Here is a 23,034-nt window from a genome sequence, read left to right as displayed (position 1 = left end):
AAAACGGTGACACTGACACCGACAAATTGCCTGAAGAAATCCATAAGAACAGCCTGAGGAGATCATCATGAACGCGGCCGTAGACGTTCTGCAGTCCACCCATCAGCACATCAACCGCGATCGCTTGTGGCAGTCGCTCATGGAACTGGCCAAGCTCGGCGCCACGGTCAAGGGCGGCGTCTGTCGCCTGGCCCTGACCGATCTCGACCGCCAGGCGCGGGACATCTTCGTCAACTGGTGTGAGGAGGCCGGGTGTACCGTCAGCATTGACGCCGTGGGCAACATTTTCGCCCGCCGTCCTGGCCGCAATCCGAACCTGCCACCGGTCATGACCGGCAGCCACATCGACACCCAACCCACCGGTGGCAAGTTTGACGGCTGTTTCGGCGTGCTGGCCGGCGTCGAAGTGTTGCGCACGCTCAACGACCTGAACATCGAAACCGAAGCACCGCTGGAAGTGGTGGTGTGGACCAACGAAGAAGGCTCGCGATTCGCTCCGTGCATGATGGGCTCCGGCGTGTTCGCGGAAAAATTTACTCTTGAAGAAACCCTGGCCAAGGTCGACGCTGAAGGCGTGACGGTTGGCGATGCGCTCAACGCCATCGGTTACGCCGGGCCACGCAAAGTCAGCGGCCACGCGGTGGGCGCTTACTTCGAAGCGCACATCGAGCAAGGCCCGATCCTCGAAGACGAACGCAAAACCATCGGCGTGGTGATGGGCGCCCTCGGGCAGAAATGGTTCGACCTGAAACTGCGCGGCGTCGAAGCCCATGCCGGTCCGACGCCGATGCACCTGCGCAAAGATGCATTGGTCGGCGCCGCCGTGATCGTCGGCGCGGTCAATCGCGCCGCTCTCGGTCATCAACCCCACGCCTGCGGCACCGTCGGCTGCCTGCAAGCGTACCCGGGCTCACGTAACGTCATACCCGGTGAAGTGCGCATGACCCTGGATTTCCGTCACCTGGAACCGGCACGCCTGGACTCGATGATCGCCGAAGTGCGCGCAGTCATCGAAACCACCTGCGAAGAACACGGCCTGACCTTCGAACTCACGCCTACGGCAGACTTTCCGCCGCTGTACTTCGACAAAGGCTGCGTCGAAGCGGTACGCGGTGCCGCACAAGGGCTGGGCCTGTCGCACATGGACATCGTCAGCGGCGCAGGGCACGACGCAATCTTCCTCGCCGAACTCGGCCCGGCCGGGATGATCTTCGTCCCGTGCGAAGGCGGCATCAGCCACAACGAAATCGAAAACGCCGCACCGGATGATCTGGCGGCGGGGTGTGCGGTGTTGTTGCGGGCGATGTTGGCGGCGTCGGCCGCTGTCGCAAAAGGGGAACTGGCGGCCTGAAAAGTGTCGGAGCGAGCCTGCTCGCGATGGACGTCAACGATAACGCGCCCTGTCTGAATAACGGCGTTATCTGGACGTTCTTCGCGAGCAGGCTCGCTCCTACAAGGTTCTTCGCACGAACGCAAAGCCTGGCGGTCGTAAACTTCACAAGCCCTTCGCCCGTGTGGAGTTGTAATGAGCCAGGACGTCCTGACCACCGAAACCAATCGCCGCCAGTTGCAGCAGATCATCGCCGGTCTGTCCGACGGGGTGATTGTGCTCGATCCCGACCAGAGCATTCTCTGGGCCAATGACGCGGCGCTGGCCATGCACGGCGTCGAGCAGGTCAGCGATCTGGGTGCCGATGCCAAGGCCTATGCCAAGCGCTTTGCCCTGCGCTATCGCAATAATCACTTGGTGCCCGCAGATAGCTACCCCGTCAATCGAGTCGCGCGGGGCGAGACCTTCAGTGACGTGTTGGTGCAGGTCACCTCCTTGGCAGGTGAAGACGAGCGTACCTGGTTCCACCGGGTGCGTAGCCTGGTATTGGCCGACAGCCGTGACGAGCCGGAATCGCTGGTGCTGATCATGGACGATGTCACTGACTGGGCCAGCGCCGAGCAGCGTTTCGAGAAGACCTTCGCCGCCAACCCGGCGCCGGCGGTGATCTGTCGCCTCAGCGATTTGCGCTACATCAAGGTCAATCCCGGCTTCCTCGAAATGACCGGTTATGCCCGCGATCAGGTGATCGGCACGTCCACCTATGAACTGGACGTACTGGAACAGGCCGAAAACAAGGACCTGGCCAAGCAACGCTTGCGCGAAGGCGCGACCATTCCGCAGATGCAGGCCGAGCTGTGCATGGCCGACGGTGGTAGCAAGCAGGTGATCGTGGCCGGTCAGCCGCTGGAACTCAACGACGAGCCCTGCATGCTGTTTTCCTTCGTCGACATGGAGCCCCGGCATAAGGCCGAAATGGCTCTGCGCCAAAGCGAGGAACGCTTTGCCAAGGCGTTCCGCCTGTCGCCGGTGCCGATTCTGTTGTGTGGGGCGGGCGATCAGTTGGTGCTGGACGTCAATGAAGCGTTCCTGGAAACCCTCGGTTATCCCAGCGAAGAGGTCATCGGCGAAAGCATCGCGCAGATCGATTTTATCGATGACAAAGGCGCCCGAACCCGGCTGTTCGCAGCGCTCGAGAAGACCGGAAGCCTGGATCGCATCGATGTGCGGGTGCGTAAAAAGGACGCTGGGTTGATCGATTGTGCCGTGTCGGCGGACACGGTGAACATTCAGGATAATCCCTGCTACCTGTTGGTGCTGATGGATATCACCGAGCGCAAACGAACCGAGCTGGAACTGGTGTCCGCGATTGAAGAGGTTATGAAAGACGCCTCGTGGTTCAGTCGCACGCTGATCGAAAAGCTCGCCAATGTGAAAAACGTCAATTCACCGCAATTGCCCAGCGTGTCCTTCACCGAATTGACGGCCCGCGAGCGCGATGTGCTGGGCTTGATCTGCGAAGGTCTGGCCGACAAGGAAATCGCCGCACGGCTCAAACTGGCTCCGAACACGGTGCGCAATCATGTGGCGACGGTGTATTCCAAGCTCGATGTGCACAGCCGTAGTGAAGCGATTGTTTGGGCGCGGGAGCGCGGTCTGTTTTCCGGCACAGGGCGATCGAAAGGCCAGCGGTAAGGTGCAAATGCACTAATGATCGGGGTGCAATTTAGTGTGTTGCTCTGGTGGGGCGGTTCTTAGGCTGGAAGGGTGCGACAGGTATCTGCTGATCGCCTGTATGCCCCTACGAAGCCGCTGAAGGAACCGCCTGATGAATGTGCAATACGGTGTTTCACGCCGCCGGGGTCAATCGCAATGATGACGCTGGCACAGCTGCGAATGTTGATTGAAAGCAGTTTTTCACCTCGAGCCTGTGACTGCAGCATCACGGGCGATCATTCGTTGACCGTGAAACTCTACCACCCGGTGTCGGGACAGGTGGATCTGGTGGTCAGTGGCTTGAACATGGCGACGCTGCAGTCAGCGGACGCGGCGGCTGCGCTGATTGAAGAACTGCGTTACGAACTCGAGAGTAATACCCTGCATCGTCCTGATCCGGTGATGTAAGAACTGCCAGATTTTCAGGGCACTGCTCAATGATTTCGCTATAAGTGTTCCTTCGATATTTTTTTTATGACAGGTGTGAGGATTTTGCACGCCGGTTCTGTTGTCACAAAAAATGTGTCGTTCACTTATCGCGGGTCAACCTATGAAAACTCTTGGGAAACGCGTTTGTACACCTTTGTCGCTGGCATTCTGCGTGGCGATTCTCGGTGGCTGTGCCAGTCCGCCGCCACCACCTCCCGCCGCGCCGCCGCCACCTCCCGTGCGCACCTGCCAGGACCCTATGGATAAAACCGATGTGATGGGGGATGTGCGTGGCGAAAACGGCGAGGTGACGCGAGTCACCACCACTACGCGCTGCGTCACTCAGTAACGCGGGAAACTGGACAATATCCCTGTAGGACCTGCCGCAGGCTGCGATCTTTTGATTTTGTTTTCAAGATCAAAAGATCGCAGCCTGCGGCAGCTCCTACAAGGGAGGGAATCAGGACAGGAAGCCGCCATCCACGTTCAGCGAAACGCCGGTGGTGTAGCTGGAAGCATCGCTGGCCAGGTACAACACGGCGCCGGCCATTTCGCTTGGGTCCGCTACACGCTTGAGCGGGATCTGTTGCAGCGCAGTGTTCAGGATCGCTTCGTTCTTCACCAGGGCCGAAGCGAACTTGGTGTCGGTCAGACCCGGCAGCAGGGCGTTGCAGCGGATGCCGAACTGCGCGCATTCCTTGGCGAAGACCTTGGTCATGTTGATCACGGCGGCCTTGGTCACCGAATAGATGCCCTGGAAAATCCCCGGCGAGACGCCATTGATCGACGCGACGTTGATGATGCTGCCACCACCGTTTTCGCGCATCAGTTTGCCGGCTTCCACCGACATGAAGAAGTAGCCGCGAATGTTCACGTCGACGGTTTTCTGGAAGGCGCTGAGGTCGGTGTCCAGCACGTTGCAGAACTGCGGGTTGGTCGCTGCGTTGTTGACCAGGATGTCCAGGCGCCCGAACTGTTCCTTGATACCGGCGAAGACCTGACTGATCTGTTCCATTTCACCGATGTGGCAAGCGATGGCAGTGGCTTTGCCGCCGGCAGCGATGATCGCGTCGGCCACGTGCTGGCAGCCATCGAGCTTGCGGCTCGACACGATCACATGGGCGCCTTGCTGGGCCAGCAGTTTGGCGATGGCTTCACCGATGCCGCGGCTGGCGCCGGAAACGAAAGCGATCTTGCCGTCGAGGTCGAACAACTGAGTCTTGGACATGGGATTCCCTTGTTATAAGTCTTGTAATGGAACGGATCAGAGGCTGGATTTCTGGATGACCTGCAGGCTCATCTGCTCCAGCAGTTTGTTCATGTGAATGAACTGCGCGAAGCGTTTGTCCTGGGTCTGACCATGGTAGAAGCGGTAGTAGATCTGCTGCACGATGCCGGCCAGACGAAACAGGCCGTAGGTGTAGTAGAAGTCGAAGTTGTCGATCTGGATGCCGGAACGCTCGGCGTAGTAATCGACGAACTCGCGGCGGGTGAGCATGCCCGGTGCGTGGCTCGGCTGGCGGCGCATCAGTTGCACGGGCGCCGGGTCGCCGGCTTCGATCCAGTAGGCGAGGGTGTTGCCCAGGTCCATCAGCGGGTCGCCGAGGGTGGTCAGTTCCCAGTCGAGCACGCCGATGATCTGCATCGGGTTGTTCGGGTCGAGGATCACGTTGTCGAAGCGATAGTCGTTATGCACGATGCTGGAAGTTGGGTGATCGGCCGGCATCTTGTCATTGAGCCAGGCTTTGACCACGTCCCACTGCGGCGCGTCCGGTGTCAGGGCTTTCTCGTAGCGATCGCTCCAGCCTTTGATCTGCCGCGCCACATAACCTTCCGGTTTGCCGAGGTCGCCCAGGCCATAGGCGTTGTAGTCGACCCGGTGCAGCTCGACGAATTTGTCGATGAAGCTCTTGCACAGGGCTTCGGTTTTCGCTGAATCCAGGCCCAGTTCCGCTGGCAATTCCGAACGCAGGATGATGCCGTTGACCCGCTCCATCACATAGAACTCGGCACCGATCACCGATTCGTCGGTGCAGTGCACGTAGGCTTTCGGGCAATACGGAAAGCCGTCGCGCAATTGATTGAGGATACGGAATTCGCGACCCATGTCATGGGCGGACTTGGCCTTGTGGCCGAAGGGCGGCCGACGCAGGACGAACTCCTGTTCGGGGTATTCGAGCAAATAGGTGAGGTTGGAGGCGCCGCCCGGGAACTGGCTGATCTGCGGCAGGCCGCTGAGCCCTGGAATGTGCGCCTTGAGGTAAGGATCGATCAGGCTGGCATCGAGTTCTTCGCCGGAGCGGATACGGGTGGACTGGTCAGTAAGCGCCATGCTTATCCCTTCTGCTTATTCTGGAGGCCTGAAACTATTGGCTAATCTAATGCGCACACCCGGCACCCACAACCACGAACGGCCCTTATAGGTGATCGTGTTGCCGGGCAATCATTGCTTTTGATACAGCTGTTTGAATTGTTCTACACAACCGCGCTGCTGACGCCCTTCGGCATCTCGATCGGAGTCAATACGGGTTGGCCGGAAAAGAACGCCACGAGGTTGCGGCCCACCAGTTCGACGGTGCCTTGGGTGGCTTCGGGTGACAATCCGGCGACATGCGGGGTCAGGACCGCGTTGGGCAGGGATTTCAGCGCATCCGGTACCTGGGGTTCGTCATCGAATACATCCAGTGCGGCACCGGCGATACGCCGTTGCTCAAGCGCGATGATCAGGTCGGCGGTGACCACCACGCTGGCGCGGGCGATATTGACGAGAAAACCCTTGGGGCCAAGGGCGTCGAGTACCTGGCGGTTGATCAGGTGTTTGGTGCCGAGGCCACCGGGAGTGGCGATGACCAGGAAGTCCGAGGCGCGCGCAAGTTCGGTGGGGGTCGAGCAGAAATCGTAGGGCACGTCACTGCGGTGCTGGCGGTTGTGGTAGCACACGTTCATGTCGAAACCTGCGGCCGCGCGTTTGGCGATGGCCATGCCGACGGCGCCGAGGCCGAGAATGCCCAGGCGTTTTCCCGCGAGGGACGGGCGCATGATTTTCGGCCACTCGCCCCGGCGCACAGCGGCGTCGCAGCGAGGAATATCCCGCACCAGCGACAAAAGCAGGGCCATGGCGTGATCGGCGACGGACGAGGCGTTGACCCCCGCGCCATTGGTGACGGTAATGCCACGGTCGGCGGCCGTTTGCAGGTCGACCATCTCGTAGCCCGCGCCGATCACGCAGATAATCTTCAGGTTGGGCAGGGCGGCGATTTCATCGCCATACAGGCCCAGTGGACCACGGGTCAGGACGGCGTCGATCTGGCCGCTGTGGCGGCTGATGGCCTCGGCGCGCTCGGCGGGCGTTGGGGCCAATATCAGGTGAAAACCCTGATGTTCGAGGATGGGCAGGTAATCATTGATGGTTTCAACCAGTACCAGAACGGTCGCGGGCATGCGTGGCTCCTGTGGGCATCGAATATCGGGCTCGAACGTCGCTTGAGATTGCTGGCTCCGCGACGTTTTGGCAATGATCAAAGCCAAGCGTTTCTGGAGCCGCGCTACACAGTGTAGGAGCTGGCGAAGCCTGCGATATGTTCTCTCGATACCGAATATTCAGCAGGAAGCAGGGGATTCAGGCTTTACGGCTGTCAGAAAACGGCGGGTGGCTTCGAGGATTTCATCCGACAGGGCTTCGCCGCGAGTGGCCCGGGCCAGCGTCAGGGCGCCGACCATCATTGAGTACTGCACCAGCGCTTGCTGGCGGTTTTCCTCTGGATCGTCCGAGTCCATCAGTTTGCCGAAGGAGTCGAGCAGCCGGTTGAGCCCCGCCATGAACGGCTCACGCAAACCGCTATCGGCACTTTCGTGGCACATGTCGCCGGCGAAGGCCACCACCGGGCAGCTCTCACCGGGATTGTCACGGCTGTGGGTGGACAAGTAAGGATCGATCAATGCCTTGCGGGCATCGGCTTTATCTTCACCTGTGGCAGCCCGTTCCCGCCAGCGCTCGCCCACCTGCTTGAACGCCCGCTCGCTGGCCTCCCTGGCCAGCGCTTCCTTGGATTCGAAATGACCATAGAAGCCGCCATGGGTCAGGCCGGCCGCGGCCATCACATCGACAACGCTGATGCCATGCAGGCCGCGCTCTCGGAACAGCCGCGTGGCGGCGTCGACGATGATTTCGCGGTTGAGGTCAGCTTGCTTGCGGGAAACTCGGGGCATTGGCGGCTCACAGGTATCAAAGTTGAAAATCAGAGGGCGTACTGGGCAATGCCATTGCCGAACGACCAATTCTCTTTCTTCACTTCCACCAGATTAATGAAAACATCCTCCGGACGCACTGCCAGTTGCTCATTAAGGCCATCGACGATGGTTTTGTAGAGCAGTTTCTTCTTCTCCAGGGTCCGGCCTTCGCTCAGGGTGATCTGGATGATCACCAGATTGCCGGTGCGCTGGATGCCCAGGTACTGCGGGTCAAAGATGAAATGCTGCTCATCGTGTTCATTGAGAATCTGGAAATTATCGTTTTCCGGCACATCAATGGCGCTGCGCAGGGCGGCGTAGATCAACTGCCCGACGCGTTTGGCGTAGGTGGGGTCCTGCTGTTTCTTGAGATCGACGCGAACCAGTGGCATGTGAAGACTCCAGAAGGGTGTGGGTGTATTCAAAATACATGACGGGAAACCTTTATCAAGCATCAATTACGGTTTGGCGATGAAACGCAGGGGTGACATTGCGAATCAACCTGTAGGAGCCGAGCTTGCTCGCGATAGCGGAATCACATTCAACATTGATGTCAGCAAATACATCGCCATCGCGAGCAAGCTCGGCTCCTACAAGGGTTTGTGTCGATCAATCTCATCGAGTTGGCACCACCGTTCCTCACCTAAGTCTTTGCTTCTGTTCACTAATACTCCAGAATCGCGCCCCTGTTTCGGCCAGGGCGCTGCCTGTCGGGTACTCCGACGCGTTCTGGCCGGGTGGAAAGTGACCGGAATGTGGAGATCCCACCGGATGAATGATCAGGCCAATAGCGTTAACGAACGCTATGTAGACGCGACACCAGCGACCCTTTCGAGCTGGAATCGCCAAGACACCACCTGGATGCTGGGCCTGTTTGGCACGGCGATTGGTGCGGGCACCCTGTTTTTGCCGATCAACGCGGGCCTCGGTGGTTTCTGGCCGCTGCTGATCCTGGCCTTGCTGGCATTCCCGATGACCTTCTACGCACACCGCGGCCTGACCCGCTTCGTATTGTCCGGCCGTGAAGGCGCAGACATCACCGAAGTGGTGGAAGAGCATTTCGGCATCAGGGCCGGCGCGCTGATCACCTTGCTGTACTTCTTTGCGATCTTCCCGATCCTGCTGATTTACAGCGTGGCCCTGACCAACACCGTGGGCAGCTTCCTCGAACATCAACTGCACATCATGCCGCCACCGCGCGCCGTGCTGTCGCTGGTGCTGATTCTCGGCCTGCTGGCGGTGGTGCGTTGCGGCGAGCAACTGATCGTCAAGGCCATGAGCCTGATGGTGTATCCGTTCATTGTCGCGCTGCTGTTCCTGGCGGTGTTCCTGATTCCGCACTGGAACGGCGGCATCCTGACCACCGCCACCACGCTGCCTGAGCCATCGGCATTGCTGCATACCCTGTGGCTGGCGATTCCGGTGATGGTGTTCTCGTTCAACCACTCGCCGATCATCTCGGCATTTGCGGTGGACCAGAAGCGTCGTCATGGCGAACACGCCGAGCAGCGCAGCTCGCAGATCCTGTCCCGCGCCCACGCCTTGATGGTGGTGATGGTGCTGTTCTTCGTCTTCAGCTGCGTGCTGACCCTGTCGCCCGCGCAACTGGCTGAAGCGAAAGCGCAGAACCTGTCGATCCTGTCGTACCTGGCCAACCACTTCAGCAACCCGACCATCGCTTTCGCGGCGCCGTTGATTGCCTTCGTGGCCATTTCCAAGTCGTTCCTGGGGCACTACATCGGAGCCAGCGAAGGCCTCAAGGGGCTGATCGTCAAGAGCGGCAAGCGTCCGTCCGCCAAGGCTCTGGACCGCATGACCGCCGCCTTCATGCTGGTGGTGTGCTGGATCGTTGCCACGCTGAACCCGAGCATCCTCGGCATGATCGAAACCCTCGGTGGCCCGGTGATCGCGGCGATCCTGTTCCTGATGCCGATGTACGCGATCCGCAAGGTGCCGGCCATGGCCCGTTATCGTGGTCAGGCGTCGAACGTGTTTGTGGTGGCGGTAGGTTTGGTGGCGATTTCGGCGTTGATCTACTCGCTGAGTGCCTGATGATTTCTTCGGGGCTGTGAATCCGTTATCGCGGGCAAGCCCGCTCCCACAGGGTTTGCGTAGATCCTGTGGGAGCTGGCTTGCCAGCGATGAACGATAACGCGGTCTTCCTGAAGGCATAAAAAAACGCCGCTCATCTCACGATGGGCGGCGTTTTTTATTGCGGTGTAACGTTAGGCTTGAACGACCGGGATGTTGGCGTTCGCTGCAGCTTCACGGAACTCGGCGATCTGGTCGAAGGACAGGTAGCGGTAGACATCGGCCGCCATGCTGTCGATCTTGCCAGCGTATTCCATGTACTCCTCAACGGTCGGCAGGCGACCCATGATGGAAGCCACGGACGCCAGCTCAGCCGAAGCCAGGTAGACGTTCGCGCCGTCACCCAGACGGTTCGGGAAGTTACGGGTCGAAGTCGACACAACAGTCGAGTTCGGCTCAACACGTGCCTGGTTCCCCATGCACAGCGAGCAGCCCGGCATTTCCATGCGCGCGCCAGCCTTGCCGTAGATGCCGTAGTAGCCTTCTTCGGTCAGTTGGTGAGCGTCCATCTTGGTCGGCGGCGACAGCCACAGACGGGTTGGCAGCTGACCCTTGACCTGTTCCAGCAGTTTACCGGCAGCGCGGAAGTGACCGATGTTGGTCATGCACGAACCGATGAACACTTCGTCGATCTTCTCGCCAGCAACGCTGGAGAGCAGGCGGGCGTCGTCCGGGTCGTTTGGCGCGCAGAGCACAGGCTCGTTGATGTCGGCCAGATCGATTTCGATGATTTCGGCGTATTCAGCGTCGGCATCGGCTTCCATCAGTTCAGGGTTGGCAACCCAGGCTTCCATCGCTTGTGCACGGCGTTCCAGGGTGCGCGCATCGCCGTAGCCTTCGCCGATCATCCAGCGCAGCAGGGTGATGTTGGAGTTCAGGTACTCGGTGATCGACTCTTTCGACAGCTTGATGGTGCAACCGGCAGCCGAACGTTCGGCCGAGGCGTCGGACAGCTCGAAAGCTTGCTCCAGCGTCAGGCCTTCCAGGCCTTCGATTTCCAGGATGCGGCCGGAGAAGGCGTTTTTCTTGCCTTTCTTCTCGACAGTCAGCAGACCGTTCTGGATGGCGAAGTAAGGAATGGCATGAACCAGGTCACGCAGGGTGATGCCAGGTTTCATTTTGCCTTTGAAGCGCACCAGGATCGATTCCGGCATGTCCAGCGGCATAACGCCGGTGGCAGCGGCGAACGCGACCAGACCGGAACCGGCCGGGAACGAGATGCCCATCGGGAAACGGGTGTGCGAGTCACCACCGGTGCCGACGGTGTCCGGCAGCAGCATGCGGTTCAGCCACGAGTGGATGATGCCGTCGCCCGGACGCAGTGAAACGCCACCGCGGGTCATGATGAAGTCAGGCAGGGTGTGGTGGGTAGTCACGTCGATCGGCTTTGGATAAGCCGCGGTGTGGCAGAAGGACTGCATCACCAGATCAGCGGAGAAGCCCAGGCACGCCAGGTCTTTCAGTTCGTCACGGGTCATTGGACCGGTGGTGTCCTGGGAACCTACGGTGGTCATCTTCGGTTCGCAGTAGGTGCCAGGACGAACGCCTTGGCCTTCTGCCAGACCGCAAGCCTTGCCGACCATTTTCTGCGCCAGGGTGAAACCCTTGGTGCTTTCGGCCGGTGCTTCAGGCTTCTTGAACAGGTCGAACGCTGGCAGACCCAGTTCGGCGCGAGCCTTCTCGGTCAGGCCACGGCCGATGATCAGCGGGATACGGCCGCCGGCGCGAACTTCGTCCAACAGGACCGGGGTCTTCATTTCGAAGGTGGTCAGGACTTCGTCGGTGCCGTGCTTGCAGACTTTGCCAGCATGCGGGTACAGGTCGATCACGTCGCCCATGTGCATGTTGGAAACGTCGAATTCGATTGGCAGTGCGCCGGCATCTTCCATGGTGTTGTAGAAGATCGGAGCGATCTTGCTGCCGAAGCAGAAACCGCCGGCACGCTTGTTCGGTACGTAAGGAACGTCGTCGCCGAAGAACCACAGTACGGAGTTGGTTGCCGATTTACGCGAAGAACCGGTACCGACCACGTCACCGACGTAGGCGATAGGGAAACCGGCGTTGCGCATTTCTTCGATCTGCTTCATCGGACCGGTGACGCCTTGTGCGTCAGGCACGATGCCGTCGCGAGCCATTTTCAGCATGGCCAGGGCGTGCAGCGGGATGTCCGGGCGGGACCAGGCATCAGGAGCAGGGGACAGGTCGTCGGTGTTGGTTTCGCCAGTCACCTTGAATACGCGCAGGCTGATCTTGTCGGCCAGGGTAGGGCGGTTCTTGAACCACTCGCCGTCAGCCCAGGATTGCAGCACACCTTGAGCGTGAGCATTGCCTTTCTTGGCGCGTTCAGCGACGTCGTGGAACGCATCGAACATCAGCAGGGTGTGCTTGAGTTCTTTGGCCGCTACTGGAGCCAGTTCGGCGTCGTCCAGCAGGTTGACCAGCGTCACGATGTTGTAGCCGCCCTGCATGGTGCCGAGCAATTCAACAGCGCGCTTCTTGTCGATCAGGGGGGATTTGGCTTCGCCTTTGGCGATGGCGGACAGGAAGCCGGCCTTGACATAGGCTGCTTCGTCCACTCCAGGCGGAACGCGATTGGTGATCAGGTCAACGAGGAATGCTTCTTCGCCAGCCGGGGGATTTTTCAGCAGCTCGACCAGGCCTGCAGTTTGTTCGGCGTTAAGCGGCTGGGGAACGATACCCAGTGCTGCACGCTCTTCGATATGTTTGCGGTAGGCTTCAAGCACAGTTATTACCCTCATCAGTGGTCCCAAATGGGTGTCCGGGACGCTCATCCCGAAATTGCCGTACTCATGCGCTGCATGGCGTTGTGGGCCACTTAGCCAGAATTACCGACAATTCCTTACAGAAGCTGCTTTCAAAGTTTTACGCCTGCAGAACGGGAGCTGATGAGGGTTGGCGTTGGACTTTTCCCCGCTGGAAAAACCCCTCGCCAACACCGCTCTGAAGGAACGACTGTGCTCGTGACGCTTTGAAAACAGCTTCTAACGGACATTGGCGCCTAAAAAGGCAGGCTGATTCTACGGCAAAAAAAAATTAAAGGTAAGTCAGTGTTTATTGGACTTTGGTGGTGGCGCTCAGCAGGGGGCCATTGACCATAACCCCTTAACTTTGAGGGGTGATGAATATCGGACAAAGGGCTAACATGCCGGCCTGTTTTGCTTTTTCGCGTTCTGCCTACTTATGCCCAATCAGACCATCAAGACCCCCTGCGTCGGCCTTTGCTCCACTGTTTACGGTGACCTGGTGTGCCGTGGCTGCAAGCGTTTCCACCATGAAGTGATTCACTGGAACGGCTACAACGAGGAAGAAAAACGCGCGGTGTGGCTGCGTCTTGAGCAGCTGTTGTCCCAGGTAATGGCGGCCAAGGTGGAGATTTTCGATCCGGCGCTGCTCAGAACGCAGCTCGAACAACGCAAGATCCGCTTTGTGCCGCATCAGTCCGAGTATTGCTGGGCCTACCAGTTGATCGCGCGGGGCGCGCGGGTGATCAACAATCTGGAAGCCTACGGGATGGTGTTGCTGCCGGAGTTCCGCGACTGGAACCTGCCGGAGTTGCGCGATGCCATTGATCGGGAGTTTTTCCTGCTCTCCGAGGCGCATTACCAGCGCTATATTGCGCCGGGGTTCCTGAAAGACGTCTTCGGCGGCTGAAAAGATCGCAGCCTGCGGCAGCTCCTACAGGTTGAGCGCGATCTTATGTAGGAGCTGCCGCAGGCTCGGGCCGCGATCGGACGATCTTTTGATCTTGCCTCAATGCTTACCCGCAATCTCCTCCAGATGATCCTCGATCTCCTGCGGCTTGAGCACCAGCACATCGCTCTCCACCGCATCGAGCACCACTTCCGCCGTATTGCCGATCAACGTCCCTGAAAACCCGCTGCGCGCCACAGTGCCGATTACCGTCACCGCCGCCTGCAGCTTGTGCACCATGAACGGAATCAGCACATCGGCCGGGCCTTCCTCGATGTGCAGGTGCTCATCGTCGATATCGAATTCCGCCTGGAACGCCTTGCACTGCTCGCGATAGCGCGCCGCGATGGTGTCGCTGAGTTGAAACGTCGGGTCGGCCGACGACAGCATCGGCGACGGATGGGCGCTGATCACGTGCAAGTGGGCCTTGGCCAGGGTGGCGATGTCATAGCCGTGATCGATGATGGTGTTGTGCAGGTGGCGGTGTTCGAGGTCGGAGTTGCCGACGTCGACGGCCGCCAGAATCACTTTGTCCTTCCACGAGCCGGCGGTTTTTACCAGCAGCACCGGGGTTGGGCATTCGCGCAGCAGCTTCCAGTCTGCGGGGGTCAGCAGAGCGCGTTTTAGCGCACTGTCGGGGAAGTGCTGCTTGACCACCAGTCCGCAGCCTTCGGCCTGCTGCACATCGACGATGGTTTCATGCAGGCTCTCGTTCCAGGCCTGTTCAGTGGTGACGCTGTAACCGTCCTCCAGCAATGCGGCCTTGAGCACACCGAGCATGCCGCTGTGATCATGTTTTGGATCACACACCAGCAGGTGCAAATGCGCCTGGGTCACACCGGCAATCAACTTCGCCCGTTTGAGCGCCAGGCTTTCCGAGTGTTCGGGCTCGATGACCACCAGAATGCTGCGTATGGCTTGCATGATCGGGATCTCCTGAAAATGAAAAAGCACGGCGTTGCACAACTATAGTTGCTGCCCACAGGCCTGGGTGTTGATACATATCAACGGTCGGCGACTGGTGGTCTGCCCGCAGGCCGGTATAATCGGCGCCTTTCGTTTTGAACCTTTTATCCCGTGGGCCCCATGATCCTTCCCGAAATTCACGAATTCCTTGGCTGTCGCACCCCCGACGGCTGGGTCCAGGCTGCGCTGGCCGATCAGGAAACCCTGCTGATCGACCACAAGAATTGCGAATTCAAGGCTGCCAGCACCGCGCTGAGCCTCATTGCTAAATATCACTCCCACGTCGATCTGATCAACATGATGTCGCGCCTGGCCCGGGAAGAGCTGGTGCACCATGAACAAGTCATGCGCCTGATGAAAAAGCGCAAGATCGAGTTGCGCCAGTTGTCTGCCGGGCGTTACGCCTCGGGTTTGCGCAAAGTGGTGCGCAGTCACGAACCGGTGAAACTGGTGGATACGCTGGTGGTCGGCGCGTTCATCGAAGCCCGCAGCTGCGAGCGTTTCGAGGCGCTGGTGCCGCACCTGGACGAAGAGCTGGGCAAGTTTTATTTCGGCTTGCTCAAAAGCGAAGCGCGGCATTTCCAGGGTTATCTGAAACTGGCTTACCAGTACGGCGACGCCAAGGACATTGCCCAGGTGATCGACAAGGTCCGTGCCGCCGAGCAGGAACTGATCGAGTCGCCGGATGTGGAATTCCGCTTTCACAGCGGTGTGCCGGCTGCGGCCTGATTTGTTCTCTCTCCCACATTTGGAATGCATTCCCCTGTGGGAGCGAGCTTGCTCGCGATGAGCCATCAGCAACACCACTGAACTCAGCAGCTCAACCCCAGTCGTTCATGCCATTGCGCAATCGACTCTTCGGGATAAACATCAAACTGTTTATCTCCCGGCCGCACCTTGGCCTCGACCCAAGGCGCCCTGGAACTGAGCATCAAATGCGTATTTTCCGGCGGCACCGGCAACGGCGTATCGATTGCCGATGCAAACGGGTGAATCAGTTCCGGCCATTCCGGGCTGAACAGCCACAGCCCCGAACCGCACACCGAGCAGAAATGCCGCTCGGCACTGCTGCGGTGGGCACGCTGCTCACCTTCGCCCTTGAGCAGCGCATGATAAATCGCGATGTTCTTGCGCCCGCGTACTTTCAAGCTGTTGGCGTCGCCGGCAATGTTGATTGCATAACCGCCACCCCCTTGGGTCTTGCGGCAGATCGAGCAATAGCAGCGTTGATAAGGGTAAGGGTGGGCGCTGGTCAGACTGAACGACACTGCGCCGCAATGGCAGGAGCCTTCGAGTTGCATGGCGACCTCCGGCAGGTCTTGGGATTTATCCCATCAGACTAGACCGGTACCAGAATCGCATCGCCGGTTGCGACCAATTTCTGTTGATCTCCCGTTTGCGCGAACAGTTCGGCGCGAGCAAATACCTGCTTTTTTCCGGCCTTGACGACCTTGCCCCGAGCGATGAAAACCTCGCCGACAGCGGGCGCCAGGCAGTTGACCGTAAAGTGTGAAGCCAACACGTTGCCGGCAACCGTTCCGGCGGCGAAACCGCACGCCGTGTCGAGCATTGCACCGATCAGCCCGGCATGCAGGAAACCGGCATATTGCGCCATGTCCTCTTCACGAAACGCCAGGCTAAGTTCGGCTTCACCGCTCTCGGCACGGGTGACTTCGAAGCCGGCCCAGCGGTTGAAGGCTGAGGTTGAGTTGATTTGCTTGAGTGTGTTGAGCATGTCGAATCCCTCCGGTTGAAGCGTCAACATGCGCCGGGATGGAGAGCGTGTCATCGTTGATCAGGAACGGTGATAGTCAGCCGGGATTGTGGTGAATGGGCCGGCCTCATCGCCAGCAGGGCTAGCTCCCACATTGGATTTGTGGCCTTCACAAATTCCCTGTGGGAGCTAGCCCTGCTGGCGATGAACGATAACGCAGACCCACTGGACGACCATGGTCCATCAGGTCAGCATGAACACCCCCGAATCCCGGACCTGACCCGATGCGACGCTTACCCTCCCTGGCAGCCCTCAGAACCTTCGAATGCGCCGCCCGCCATGCCCATTTCGGCCGGGCGGCGGCAGAGTTGTGCGTGACTGACAGCGCGGTCAGCCATCAGATCCGCCAACTGGAAGAACAGCTCGGCGTGTCGCTGTTTGTCCGCGAAGGCCGGCAGATTCGCCCGACCATGGCCGCCGGGCGCCTGATGCAAAGTTTGCAGCAAGCCTTCGAACTGATCGGCGAGGCCTGCGACGAATTGCGCGATCCGTCGTCCCTCGCCGTGTTGCGCCTGGCCGTGACCGCCGAGCTGGCGCAAAAGTGGCTGATGAGTCGCCTCACCGATTTCTACGCGCGTTATCCGCACATCACCCTGCATCTCTACGAACAACCGATCGACGCCACGGCGCCGGGGGAGGACATCGACCTGGCGATCACCTACGGCACCGGGCCGGTGGACAGCAGCGCGTATTTCGTCCGGCCATTGCCCGCGTTGCAGTTCTTCCCGGTGTGCAGCCCCGGCCTGTTCAACCAGGGCTCGCTGAAAACCCCAAAGGATCTCGCGCGCCATTGCTTGCTGCACGACGATCAGGACGGCAAGACCTGGACCGCGTGGCTCACCAGTCATGCCGGCGATCAGCGCCCCGAACGACAACTGTATTTCGCCCACGCCGGGTTGGCGCTGGAAGCGGCAGCGCAAGGGCAGGGCGTGGCCATGGGCGATAACCTGACGGCGCAGGAAGACTTGCTCAGCGGTCGACTGGTGCGCCCATTCACGTCGAGCATGACTGCGTTGGGCCAATATGCGCTGGTGTGCGAACGCGTGCGGCTGGAGCGGCCGGCGGTGGCGCAGATGCTGGATTGGTTCAACGATCAACTGATCGATTGATGAGTTTAATTCAAGTGTTCCGAAATAATCATCGTTGGCGAGGAGGGCGCCGACAACCTTAGCCTGTGGTCATTCCAATCCCCGCTGATGAGGTTTGCCCATGGCACGTTTGCTCGATTCCACTCCCAAACTCGACGGTTTCCGCCTGCCCGGCGAATTCGAATCCAAGTCCGGTTGCTGGCTCGGCTGGCCGGAGCGTACCGATGTATGGCGCAACGGTGCCAAGCCTGCGCAGAAAGTCTGGGTACAGATCGTCTCGGCGATTTCCATGAGCGAACCGGTGACCGTGTGTGCCTCCGCCGCGCAATTCGCCACTGCACGTCGACAGCTGCCGCCGCAAGTGCGGGTGGTGGAGATGACCTGCAACGACACCTGGTTCCGCGACAGCGGCCCGTGCTTCGTAGTCAACGACCAAAGCGGCGAGGTGCGTGGTGTCGATTTCGAATTCAACGCCTATGGCGGACTCGACGGTGGCTTGTACTACCCGTGGGACAAGGACGATCAGATCGCCAGCAAGATCCTCGAAATCGAACGCTTCGACCGTTATCGCGCACCGTTGATTGCCGAACTCGGCGGCATCCAGAGCGACGGTCAGGGCAGTATCCTCACCACCGAGCAATGCCTGCTCAACCGCAATCGCAACCAGCATCTGGGCAAGGATGAAGTCACCCGCCGCCTGACCGATTACCTCGGCGCCGAGCAAGTGATCTGGCTGCCTCGCGGCTGCAAGTTCGACGAAACCGATGGCCACGTCGACGACCTCGCCTGTTTCGTTCGTCCCGGTGAAGTGGTGCTGCAATGGACTGACAATCGCGATGACCCACAGTGGGAAATCTATCAGGAGGCCTACGACATCCTGCGCAGCACCCGCGACAGCCGTGGCCGCGAGTTGACCGTGCACAAACTGCCGCAACCGGATGTGCTGGAGTGGACCGCCGAAGAGGCTGAAGGTCTGGACCAGCAGGACAGCACCCATACCCGTCAGGCGGGAACGAAAATCTGCGCGTCGTACATCAACTATTACGCCGGCAACAGTTCGATCGTGGTGCCGCTGTTCGGTGATCGTAACGACAAAGTGGCAATGGCGACCCTCGCCGAACTGTTCCCACGGCACAACATCGTCGGCATCGAAAATTCCCGGGAAATTCTCCTCGGCGGCGGCAACGTCGCGTGCATCACCATGCCGCAGTACGCGGGCACCGCCAGCAACCAAAAGGGAGCGTAAATCATGGGCCTGCACAAACTGACTCAAGCGTTAATGCTGGTGCTTGCACCCCTGTGTGTGCAGGCCGCTGACACCGCGAAACCGGTGGTCAATCTTTACATCTGGGGCGAGTACCTGGCCCCGGACACCCTGAAGAATTTCGAGGCGAAAACCGGCATCCATGTGGTAGTCGATCACTTCGATTCCCTGGAAACCGTCGAGACCAAACTGCTCACCGGTCGCAGCGGCTATGACTTGGTACTGACGGCGGGGCAGCATCTGTCCCGGGCGATTCAGAGCGGCGCGATCCAGACCGTTGACAAGCAGCAGTTGCCGCACTTTGCCGGGGTCGGCGAGGAATTTCGCCAGCACATGGCGGTGTTCGATCCGGGCAATCGTTACGCCGGAATCTACGCCTGGGGCACCACCGGCGTGGGCTACCAGCAGGAAGCGGTCAAGCAGCGTCTGGCCGATGCGCCGACGGACAGTTGGGCGATGTTGTTCGACCCGGCCGTGGTGTCGAAATTCGCCGATTGCGGGGTCAGCCTGCTCAACGATCCCAACGAAGTGTTCGCGGCGGTCATGAAGTACATGGGCCTGGACATCAACCGCCAGAGCCTCGACGACCTGAAACTGGCCGAGCAGCAACTGGCGAAGATCCGCCCGTACATCCGCTATTTCGACAACGACTTGAACATCAGCGACCTGGCCAACGGCAACACCTGCGTGGCAATGTCGTGGAACGGCAACGTGGCCATCGCTGCCGGCCAGGCCGAAGCGGCGAACAAGCCGTACTCGCTGAAATACCGGATTCCGAAGGAGGGCACGTTGATCTGGTTCGATGCCATGGTCATTCCCAAGGACGCGCCGCACCCTCAGGCCGGACTGGCATTGATGGACTACCTGATGACCCCTGAAGTGATCGCGCCGATCACCGACACCATCCACTACGCCAATGCGATCACGGCGGCGGATGGCTTGATCGACCCGGCGATTCGCGACGATCCGGGGACCTACCCCGCGCAGGCGGTGCGTGCGTCGTTGTATAGCAAGAATGACAATGGCAAGGCCTTCAACCGGGCATTGATCCGGGCGTTCAGCCGGTTGAAATCGGGGTTGTGAGTTCACCCCGATCCCTGTAGGAGCTGCCGAAGGCTGCGATCTTTTGATCTTGATCCTGGAAAAGCAAAATCAAAAGATCGCAGCCTTCGGCAGCTCCTACAGGGGTGAGATGCGGTCTATCGAGTGGACACCCGCCACAAATACCACGCAGCCACAGTCCGATAAGGGCTCCACGGCAACCCGATCTCAATCATCTGCTTGCGCGTCGGCTGCACCTCCAGCCCCTTGAGCCGTCGATACCCCTCACGCACGCCAAAGTCATCGGCCGGCAGAATGTCCGGCCGTTCCAGGCTGTAGATCAACAGCATCTCGACGGTCCAGCGACCAACACCACGCAGGGTAATCAATCGCTCGATCAGCACCTCATCGTCCATGGCCAGCGCCGTGGCGTAATCCGGCACCACGCCATCCAGTGTCGCTTGGGCGATGCCCTGGATCGTCGCGATCTTGCTGGCGGAAAAGCCGCAACTGCGCAGTCGGTCGAAATCGGTGGCGACGATTTGCTCCGGTCGCGGGAACGCGCTCGATGGAAACAACGCCAGCAGCCGACCGACAATCGCATCCCCGGCCTTGGCGTGCAGTTGTTGATAGGCAATCGCCCGCACCAGCGACTCATAGGGATCACGTGCCGCGTGGGGTTGATGCAGGCACGGGCCGACGGCGGCGATATGCCGACGCCAATCGTCATCGATAGACGCCAGGAATTTCGTCGCGGGCAAATAAAGGTCGGACATCAAGCATCCTTGAGTGCTGACGAAGATCAGAGTGCGAGTTGTTCAGTGATCTGCACCGCCGCATTTTCCAGCCTGAGCAGAAACGCCTTGCGCGGCTGGCCACCAGCGTAGCCCGTCAACGAGCCGTCGGCACCGATTACCCGATGGCAGGGCACGACAATCGAGAGACGGTTGTGCCCGTTGGCCAGCCCCACGGCGCGACTGGCGCCAGGCTTGCCGAGGGTCACTGCGATAGCGCCGTAGGTGGTGGTTCGGCCGTAGGGGATTTTTGCCAGCTCGGCCCAGACCTGGCGGGAGAACTCGCTGCCGGGCATATGCAGGGCCACGCTGAATTCAGTGCGGCGACCGGCAAAATACGCGGCCAGTTGCTCTTCGATTTGCTGCAAATGCCCGTTGTGTCCCGGTGCTACGGCGTAGCCATAGCGATTCTGCAGGGCATCCACTTCGCGGGTCAGCGAAGGCTGGTCGAGAAACTCCAGCAGCACCAGTCCACGGCGTTCGGCCATGGCGATCATCGGCCCCAGCGGCGTGGTCAGCCGGGTGAACAGCAAGGGCTCACTGTTGGCGGCGCGGCCCGGAGTGATGTGGAAGGACTTTTGAAACGCATCGCGAAACCCGCTCAAGGATTCGTAACCTGAATCGAACGCCGCGCTGTCGATCGAATCGCCCTGTTTGATCCCGCCCAACGCCATGCCCAGCCGTCGGGTGCGCAGCCAGGCATGAAAGGTCATGCCGAAATGCTGCTTGAACCAGCGGCGCAATTTCAGCGGCTCGATGCCTTCGGCCTGCAACTGGGCATCGGTCCAGCGCAGCTCGGGATCAATGTCTACCGATCTGAGCAGCTTCTGCACCCATTCTGGAGCGATCGCGGCGGCGTCCATGGGTTTGCAGCGCAGGCACGCGCGGTAGCCTGCCGCCAGGCACTCATCGGCGTGGGCGAAGAACTCGACATTCTCCGGTTTCGGGCTGCGAGCGGTGCAACCGGGACGGCAGAAAATCCCGGTGGTCTTGACCGCTGTAAAGAACACCCCCTCGTAGGCAGTGTCTCGTTCGAGCATGGCGCGGACCATCTCGGCGTGGGGCGGCAACAGCGTGTTTTGTAGGTTCATGGGCGCAGCATAGAACGCGTCATGGCCGGCCTCCACCGGAAAATCGACAGGGAATTCAGGCCCGCCGCGCCATCAGCAACACCGAGGCCGCGGCCGACAACAACCCCGCGCAGCAACGGTTGAATATCCGCTTGCCCGACGGCTTGGCGAACCAGCGGCGCATGTGCAGGCCCATGTAGGCGTAGGCTGCGATGGCGATCCATTCCAGCACCAGGAACATTGCGCCCAACACCGCAAATTGCGGGGTGATGGCGCGGGTCGGATCGACAAATTGCGGCAGGAACGCGGTGAAGATCAGGATCGCCTTGGGATTGCCCGCCGCCACCAGAAACTCCTGTCGGGCCAGCGCCAGCAATCCGGCTTGCGCGCCGGTCGATACGTTTTCTACACCGGGGTCAGCTCGCCACAGTTGCCAGGCGAGGTAGAACAGGTACGCGGCGCCCAGAATCTTGATTCCGTAGAACAACAGCTCAGAAGTTTGCAGAACCACCGCCAGGCCCGCCGAAGCGAGTGCGATCATCCCGGCGAACGCCAGCAAACGGCCGACGCCGGCCACACACGCGGTGCGGTAGCCGTAGCGGGTCGAGTTGCTGACCGACAGCAGGTTGTTCGGCCCCGGCGCCATGTTCAGGGCGAAGCAGGCCGGCAGAAAGAGTGTGAGGGTGGCGAGGTCCATGGGGGCGGCTCCTGTAGCGAGAACCGTATTTTTATCACGACTTTCGGGGTGCCCGACCCATACAGTCACGGGAAGAAATCGCCGTACAAGGGGCTGTTTCCTTGCGCCGGTACTGTCCTTGTGAGGCCGGCGGTCTCGTACTATCGTCAATCAGCCGACGTTGGTCCGCGCGGCCCAGTCCTGAGACGAGGGTAGTGCACATGAAACAGGTTCTTGCGTATTTCATCAAACGGGTGATCGCTGGTCTGCTGGTGATCATCCCGATCTACCTGGCCATTCTGGTGTTGCTCAAGGGCATGAAATCCCTCGGGCAACTGGTGCGTCCCTTCACCAAAATCCTTCCGGAGTGGCTGCCTGCCGAACAATTCTTGTCGTTGATCCTGGTGTTGTTGATCTGCTTCCTGATCGGCGCAGGCCTGCGTACGCGATTGGGTAGAGCGGCCCGCGAACGAGCGGAAAAGGGTTTGTTCGAACGCATTCCCGGCTACGGACTGTTCCGCAGCCTGACGCAGCAGGTGGCGGGAGACAGCCACCAAACGGTGTGGAAACCCGCGCTGGTCGAGATCGAAGAGGCGCTGGTCCCGGCCTTCATCATCGAGGTGTTCGAGGATGGCCGCTACACCATTTTCGTGCCGTCGGTGCCCACGCCACTGGCTGGTGCGATCTACATCCTCGAAGCCAGCCGCGTGCATCCGCTGGACGTGTCCTTCACCGACGCCTTCAAGGTCATTTCGAAATGGGGCTCGGGCGCCAAGGACCTGGTGGCGGCCATGGAAAACGCCCGACGGGACCCCGCAGTGACGACGCACAAGGTCGACACGTTGCCTTGAATG

The 23,034-nt window shown here is 60.0% G+C and carries 23 protein-coding genes; 11 read left to right on the top strand and 12 right to left on the bottom strand.

The features are described from left to right. Positions 1–67: 67 nt before the first annotated feature. The 4 genes from ACM110_RS07030 to ACM110_RS07015 all read left to right on the top strand — a co-directional run bounded on the left by ACM110_RS07030 (position 68) and on the right by ACM110_RS07015 (position 3,824). Positions 68–1,351, top strand: coding sequence for a Zn-dependent hydrolase (locus tag ACM110_RS07030; protein WP_416127181.1), 1,284 nt, complete (start codon positions 68–70; stop codon positions 1,349–1,351). A gap of 174 nt (positions 1,352–1,525) precedes the next feature. After that, positions 1,526–3,025, top strand: coding sequence for a helix-turn-helix transcriptional regulator (locus ACM110_RS07025; protein WP_416127180.1), 1,500 nt, complete (start codon positions 1,526–1,528; stop codon positions 3,023–3,025). A gap of 177 nt (positions 3,026–3,202) precedes the next feature. Further along, entirely contained in the window at positions 3,203–3,454 is a 252-nt protein-coding gene (locus tag ACM110_RS07020; protein WP_416127179.1) for a DUF1652 domain-containing protein, read from the top strand. 142 nt (positions 3,455–3,596) lie between these two features. Continuing rightward, positions 3,597–3,824 (top strand): hypothetical protein, encoded by a 228-nt coding sequence (locus tag ACM110_RS07015; protein WP_416127178.1) that lies wholly within the window; start codon positions 3,597–3,599, stop codon positions 3,822–3,824. A gap of 111 nt (positions 3,825–3,935) precedes the next feature. Here ACM110_RS07015 and ACM110_RS07010 read toward each other — a convergent pair whose 3' ends face one another. The 5 genes from ACM110_RS07010 to ACM110_RS06990 form a co-directional block, all read right to left on the bottom strand. Continuing rightward, positions 3,936–4,703: an SDR family oxidoreductase gene (locus tag ACM110_RS07010; protein WP_103393686.1), complete on the bottom strand. Its 768-nt coding sequence runs from the start codon at positions 4,701–4,703 to the stop codon at positions 3,936–3,938. Between the two features lie 36 nt (positions 4,704–4,739). Further along, positions 4,740–5,807 carry a phosphotransferase family protein gene (locus ACM110_RS07005; RefSeq protein WP_416127177.1) on the bottom strand — a complete coding sequence of 356 codons (1,068 nt, stop codon included), beginning with the start codon at positions 5,805–5,807 and terminating at the stop codon, positions 4,740–4,742. 143 nt (positions 5,808–5,950) lie between these two features. Then, the gene (locus tag ACM110_RS07000; protein WP_416127176.1) at positions 5,951–6,916 is read right to left on the bottom strand and encodes a 2-hydroxyacid dehydrogenase; all 966 of its coding nucleotides are present in this window, start codon (positions 6,914–6,916) and stop codon (positions 5,951–5,953) included. A 159-nt stretch (positions 6,917–7,075) separates the two neighbouring features. Further along, positions 7,076–7,684: a TetR/AcrR family transcriptional regulator gene (locus tag ACM110_RS06995; protein ID WP_416127175.1), complete on the bottom strand. Its 609-nt coding sequence runs from the start codon at positions 7,682–7,684 to the stop codon at positions 7,076–7,078. A 29-nt stretch (positions 7,685–7,713) separates the two neighbouring features. After that, positions 7,714–8,097 carry a tautomerase family protein gene (locus ACM110_RS06990; RefSeq protein ID WP_416127174.1) on the bottom strand — a complete coding sequence of 128 codons (384 nt, stop codon included), beginning with the start codon at positions 8,095–8,097 and terminating at the stop codon, positions 7,714–7,716. A gap of 379 nt (positions 8,098–8,476) precedes the next feature. Here ACM110_RS06990 and ACM110_RS06985 point away from each other — a divergent pair, with 379 nt between their 5' ends. Beyond that, positions 8,477–9,757, top strand: a complete 1,281-nt coding sequence (locus ACM110_RS06985) for a serine/threonine transporter (RefSeq protein WP_416127173.1) — start codon at positions 8,477–8,479, stop codon at positions 9,755–9,757. Positions 9,758–9,930: 173 nt separating this feature from the next. Here ACM110_RS06985 and acnB read toward each other — a convergent pair whose 3' ends face one another. Then, entirely contained in the window at positions 9,931–12,540 is a 2,610-nt protein-coding gene (acnB, locus tag ACM110_RS06980) for a bifunctional aconitate hydratase 2/2-methylisocitrate dehydratase (protein WP_338586500.1), read from the bottom strand. Between the two features lie 457 nt (positions 12,541–12,997). Between acnB and ACM110_RS06975 the strand changes: the two genes are divergently transcribed. Beyond that, complete coding sequence (locus tag ACM110_RS06975; RefSeq protein WP_338580445.1) at positions 12,998–13,468, top strand: DUF1289 domain-containing protein; 471 nt, start codon at positions 12,998–13,000, stop codon at positions 13,466–13,468. 99 nt (positions 13,469–13,567) lie between these two features. Here ACM110_RS06975 and ACM110_RS06970 read toward each other — a convergent pair whose 3' ends face one another. Continuing rightward, positions 13,568–14,431 carry a universal stress protein gene (locus ACM110_RS06970; protein ID WP_416127172.1) on the bottom strand — a complete coding sequence of 288 codons (864 nt, stop codon included), beginning with the start codon at positions 14,429–14,431 and terminating at the stop codon, positions 13,568–13,570. 162 nt (positions 14,432–14,593) lie between these two features. Here ACM110_RS06970 and ACM110_RS06965 point away from each other — a divergent pair, with 162 nt between their 5' ends. Then, a complete protein-coding gene (locus ACM110_RS06965) occupies positions 14,594–15,202 on the top strand; it encodes a tRNA-(ms[2]io[6]A)-hydroxylase (RefSeq protein WP_416127171.1) in 609 nt (202 codons plus the stop codon). Positions 15,203–15,285: 83 nt separating this feature from the next. Here ACM110_RS06965 and ACM110_RS06960 read toward each other — a convergent pair whose 3' ends face one another. Both ACM110_RS06960 and ACM110_RS06955 read right to left on the bottom strand, forming a co-directional pair. Continuing rightward, positions 15,286–15,774, bottom strand: a complete 489-nt coding sequence (locus ACM110_RS06960; RefSeq protein ID WP_416127170.1) for a GFA family protein — start codon at positions 15,772–15,774, stop codon at positions 15,286–15,288. A gap of 38 nt (positions 15,775–15,812) precedes the next feature. Further along, positions 15,813–16,208: a PaaI family thioesterase gene (locus ACM110_RS06955; protein ID WP_416127169.1), complete on the bottom strand. Its 396-nt coding sequence runs from the start codon at positions 16,206–16,208 to the stop codon at positions 15,813–15,815. 263 nt (positions 16,209–16,471) lie between these two features. Here ACM110_RS06955 and ACM110_RS06950 point away from each other — a divergent pair, with 263 nt between their 5' ends. The 3 genes from ACM110_RS06950 to ACM110_RS06940 all read left to right on the top strand — a co-directional run bounded on the left by ACM110_RS06950 (position 16,472) and on the right by ACM110_RS06940 (position 19,682). Further along, positions 16,472–17,356 (top strand): LysR substrate-binding domain-containing protein, encoded by an 885-nt coding sequence (locus ACM110_RS06950; RefSeq protein WP_416127168.1) that lies wholly within the window; start codon positions 16,472–16,474, stop codon positions 17,354–17,356. Between the two features lie 100 nt (positions 17,357–17,456). Then, positions 17,457–18,581, top strand: a complete 1,125-nt coding sequence (aguA, locus tag ACM110_RS06945) for an agmatine deiminase (RefSeq protein ID WP_416127167.1) — start codon at positions 17,457–17,459, stop codon at positions 18,579–18,581. A gap of 3 nt (positions 18,582–18,584) precedes the next feature. Continuing rightward, entirely contained in the window at positions 18,585–19,682 is a 1,098-nt protein-coding gene (locus tag ACM110_RS06940; RefSeq protein WP_416127166.1) for an extracellular solute-binding protein, read from the top strand. A 116-nt stretch (positions 19,683–19,798) separates the two neighbouring features. Here the strand turns inward: ACM110_RS06940 and ACM110_RS06935 are convergent, their stop codons facing one another. From ACM110_RS06935 to ACM110_RS06925, 3 genes are read right to left on the bottom strand one after another with little or no spacing between them, the layout of a single operon-like run. Next, positions 19,799–20,416 (bottom strand): DNA-3-methyladenine glycosylase family protein, encoded by a 618-nt coding sequence (locus tag ACM110_RS06935; RefSeq protein ID WP_416127165.1) that lies wholly within the window; start codon positions 20,414–20,416, stop codon positions 19,799–19,801. Positions 20,417–20,442: 26 nt separating this feature from the next. After that, positions 20,443–21,525, bottom strand: coding sequence for a bifunctional transcriptional activator/DNA repair enzyme AdaA (locus tag ACM110_RS06930; protein ID WP_416127164.1), 1,083 nt, complete (start codon positions 21,523–21,525; stop codon positions 20,443–20,445). A 55-nt stretch (positions 21,526–21,580) separates the two neighbouring features. Continuing rightward, complete coding sequence (locus ACM110_RS06925) at positions 21,581–22,201, bottom strand: LysE family translocator (protein WP_416127163.1); 621 nt, start codon at positions 22,199–22,201, stop codon at positions 21,581–21,583. Positions 22,202–22,401: 200 nt separating this feature from the next. On the opposite strand from ACM110_RS06925, the gene ACM110_RS06920 reads away from it, so the two are divergent. Beyond that, on the top strand, positions 22,402–23,031 hold the full coding sequence (locus ACM110_RS06920; RefSeq protein ID WP_416127162.1) for a DUF502 domain-containing protein: 630 nt from the start codon (positions 22,402–22,404) through the stop codon (positions 23,029–23,031). Positions 23,032–23,034: the final 3 nt, after the last annotated feature.

The sequence above is a fragment of the Pseudomonas sp. NFX98 genome (assembly GCF_047784845.1).
Taxonomy (GTDB): domain Bacteria; phylum Pseudomonadota; class Gammaproteobacteria; order Pseudomonadales; family Pseudomonadaceae; genus Aquipseudomonas.
Note: the sequence above shows the minus strand (reverse complement) of the source record. Positions and strands in the feature narration are given on the sequence as shown.

What these genes read in the sequence shown, in the direction of transcription:
- ACM110_RS07030 (WP_416127181.1), top strand. Translation starts at nt 68, where the DNA reads ATGAACGCGGCCGTAGACGTTCTGCAGTCCACCCATCAGCACATCAAC.
- ACM110_RS06955 (WP_416127169.1), bottom strand. Translation starts at nt 16,208, where the DNA reads ATGCTCAACACACTCAAGCAAATCAACTCAACCTCAGCCTTCAACCGC.
- ACM110_RS06940 (WP_416127166.1), top strand. Translation starts at nt 18,585, where the DNA reads ATGGGCCTGCACAAACTGACTCAAGCGTTAATGCTGGTGCTTGCACCC.
- ACM110_RS07020 (WP_416127179.1), top strand. Translation starts at nt 3,203, where the DNA reads ATGATGACGCTGGCACAGCTGCGAATGTTGATTGAAAGCAGTTTTTCA.
- ACM110_RS06960 (WP_416127170.1), bottom strand. Translation starts at nt 15,774, where the DNA reads ATGCAACTCGAAGGCTCCTGCCATTGCGGCGCAGTGTCGTTCAGTCTG.
- ACM110_RS06950 (WP_416127168.1), top strand. Translation starts at nt 16,472, where the DNA reads ATGCGACGCTTACCCTCCCTGGCAGCCCTCAGAACCTTCGAATGCGCC.
- ACM110_RS07015 (WP_416127178.1), top strand. Translation starts at nt 3,597, where the DNA reads ATGAAAACTCTTGGGAAACGCGTTTGTACACCTTTGTCGCTGGCATTC.
- ACM110_RS07010 (WP_103393686.1), bottom strand. Translation starts at nt 4,703, where the DNA reads ATGTCCAAGACTCAGTTGTTCGACCTCGACGGCAAGATCGCTTTCGTT.
- ACM110_RS06965 (WP_416127171.1), top strand. Translation starts at nt 14,594, where the DNA reads ATGATCCTTCCCGAAATTCACGAATTCCTTGGCTGTCGCACCCCCGAC.
- ACM110_RS06995 (WP_416127175.1), bottom strand. Translation starts at nt 7,684, where the DNA reads ATGCCCCGAGTTTCCCGCAAGCAAGCTGACCTCAACCGCGAAATCATC.
- ACM110_RS06930 (WP_416127164.1), bottom strand. Translation starts at nt 21,525, where the DNA reads ATGAACCTACAAAACACGCTGTTGCCGCCCCACGCCGAGATGGTCCGC.
- ACM110_RS06935 (WP_416127165.1), bottom strand. Translation starts at nt 20,416, where the DNA reads ATGTCCGACCTTTATTTGCCCGCGACGAAATTCCTGGCGTCTATCGAT.
- ACM110_RS06975 (WP_338580445.1), top strand. Translation starts at nt 12,998, where the DNA reads ATGCCCAATCAGACCATCAAGACCCCCTGCGTCGGCCTTTGCTCCACT.
- ACM110_RS06990 (WP_416127174.1), bottom strand. Translation starts at nt 8,097, where the DNA reads ATGCCACTGGTTCGCGTCGATCTCAAGAAACAGCAGGACCCCACCTAC.
- ACM110_RS07025 (WP_416127180.1), top strand. Translation starts at nt 1,526, where the DNA reads ATGAGCCAGGACGTCCTGACCACCGAAACCAATCGCCGCCAGTTGCAG.
- ACM110_RS06920 (WP_416127162.1), top strand. Translation starts at nt 22,402, where the DNA reads ATGAAACAGGTTCTTGCGTATTTCATCAAACGGGTGATCGCTGGTCTG.
- ACM110_RS07000 (WP_416127176.1), bottom strand. Translation starts at nt 6,916, where the DNA reads ATGCCCGCGACCGTTCTGGTACTGGTTGAAACCATCAATGATTACCTG.
- aguA (WP_416127167.1), top strand. Translation starts at nt 17,457, where the DNA reads ATGGCACGTTTGCTCGATTCCACTCCCAAACTCGACGGTTTCCGCCTG.
- ACM110_RS07005 (WP_416127177.1), bottom strand. Translation starts at nt 5,807, where the DNA reads ATGGCGCTTACTGACCAGTCCACCCGTATCCGCTCCGGCGAAGAACTC.
- ACM110_RS06925 (WP_416127163.1), bottom strand. Translation starts at nt 22,201, where the DNA reads ATGGACCTCGCCACCCTCACACTCTTTCTGCCGGCCTGCTTCGCCCTG.
- ACM110_RS06985 (WP_416127173.1), top strand. Translation starts at nt 8,477, where the DNA reads ATGAATGATCAGGCCAATAGCGTTAACGAACGCTATGTAGACGCGACA.
- ACM110_RS06970 (WP_416127172.1), bottom strand. Translation starts at nt 14,431, where the DNA reads ATGCAAGCCATACGCAGCATTCTGGTGGTCATCGAGCCCGAACACTCG.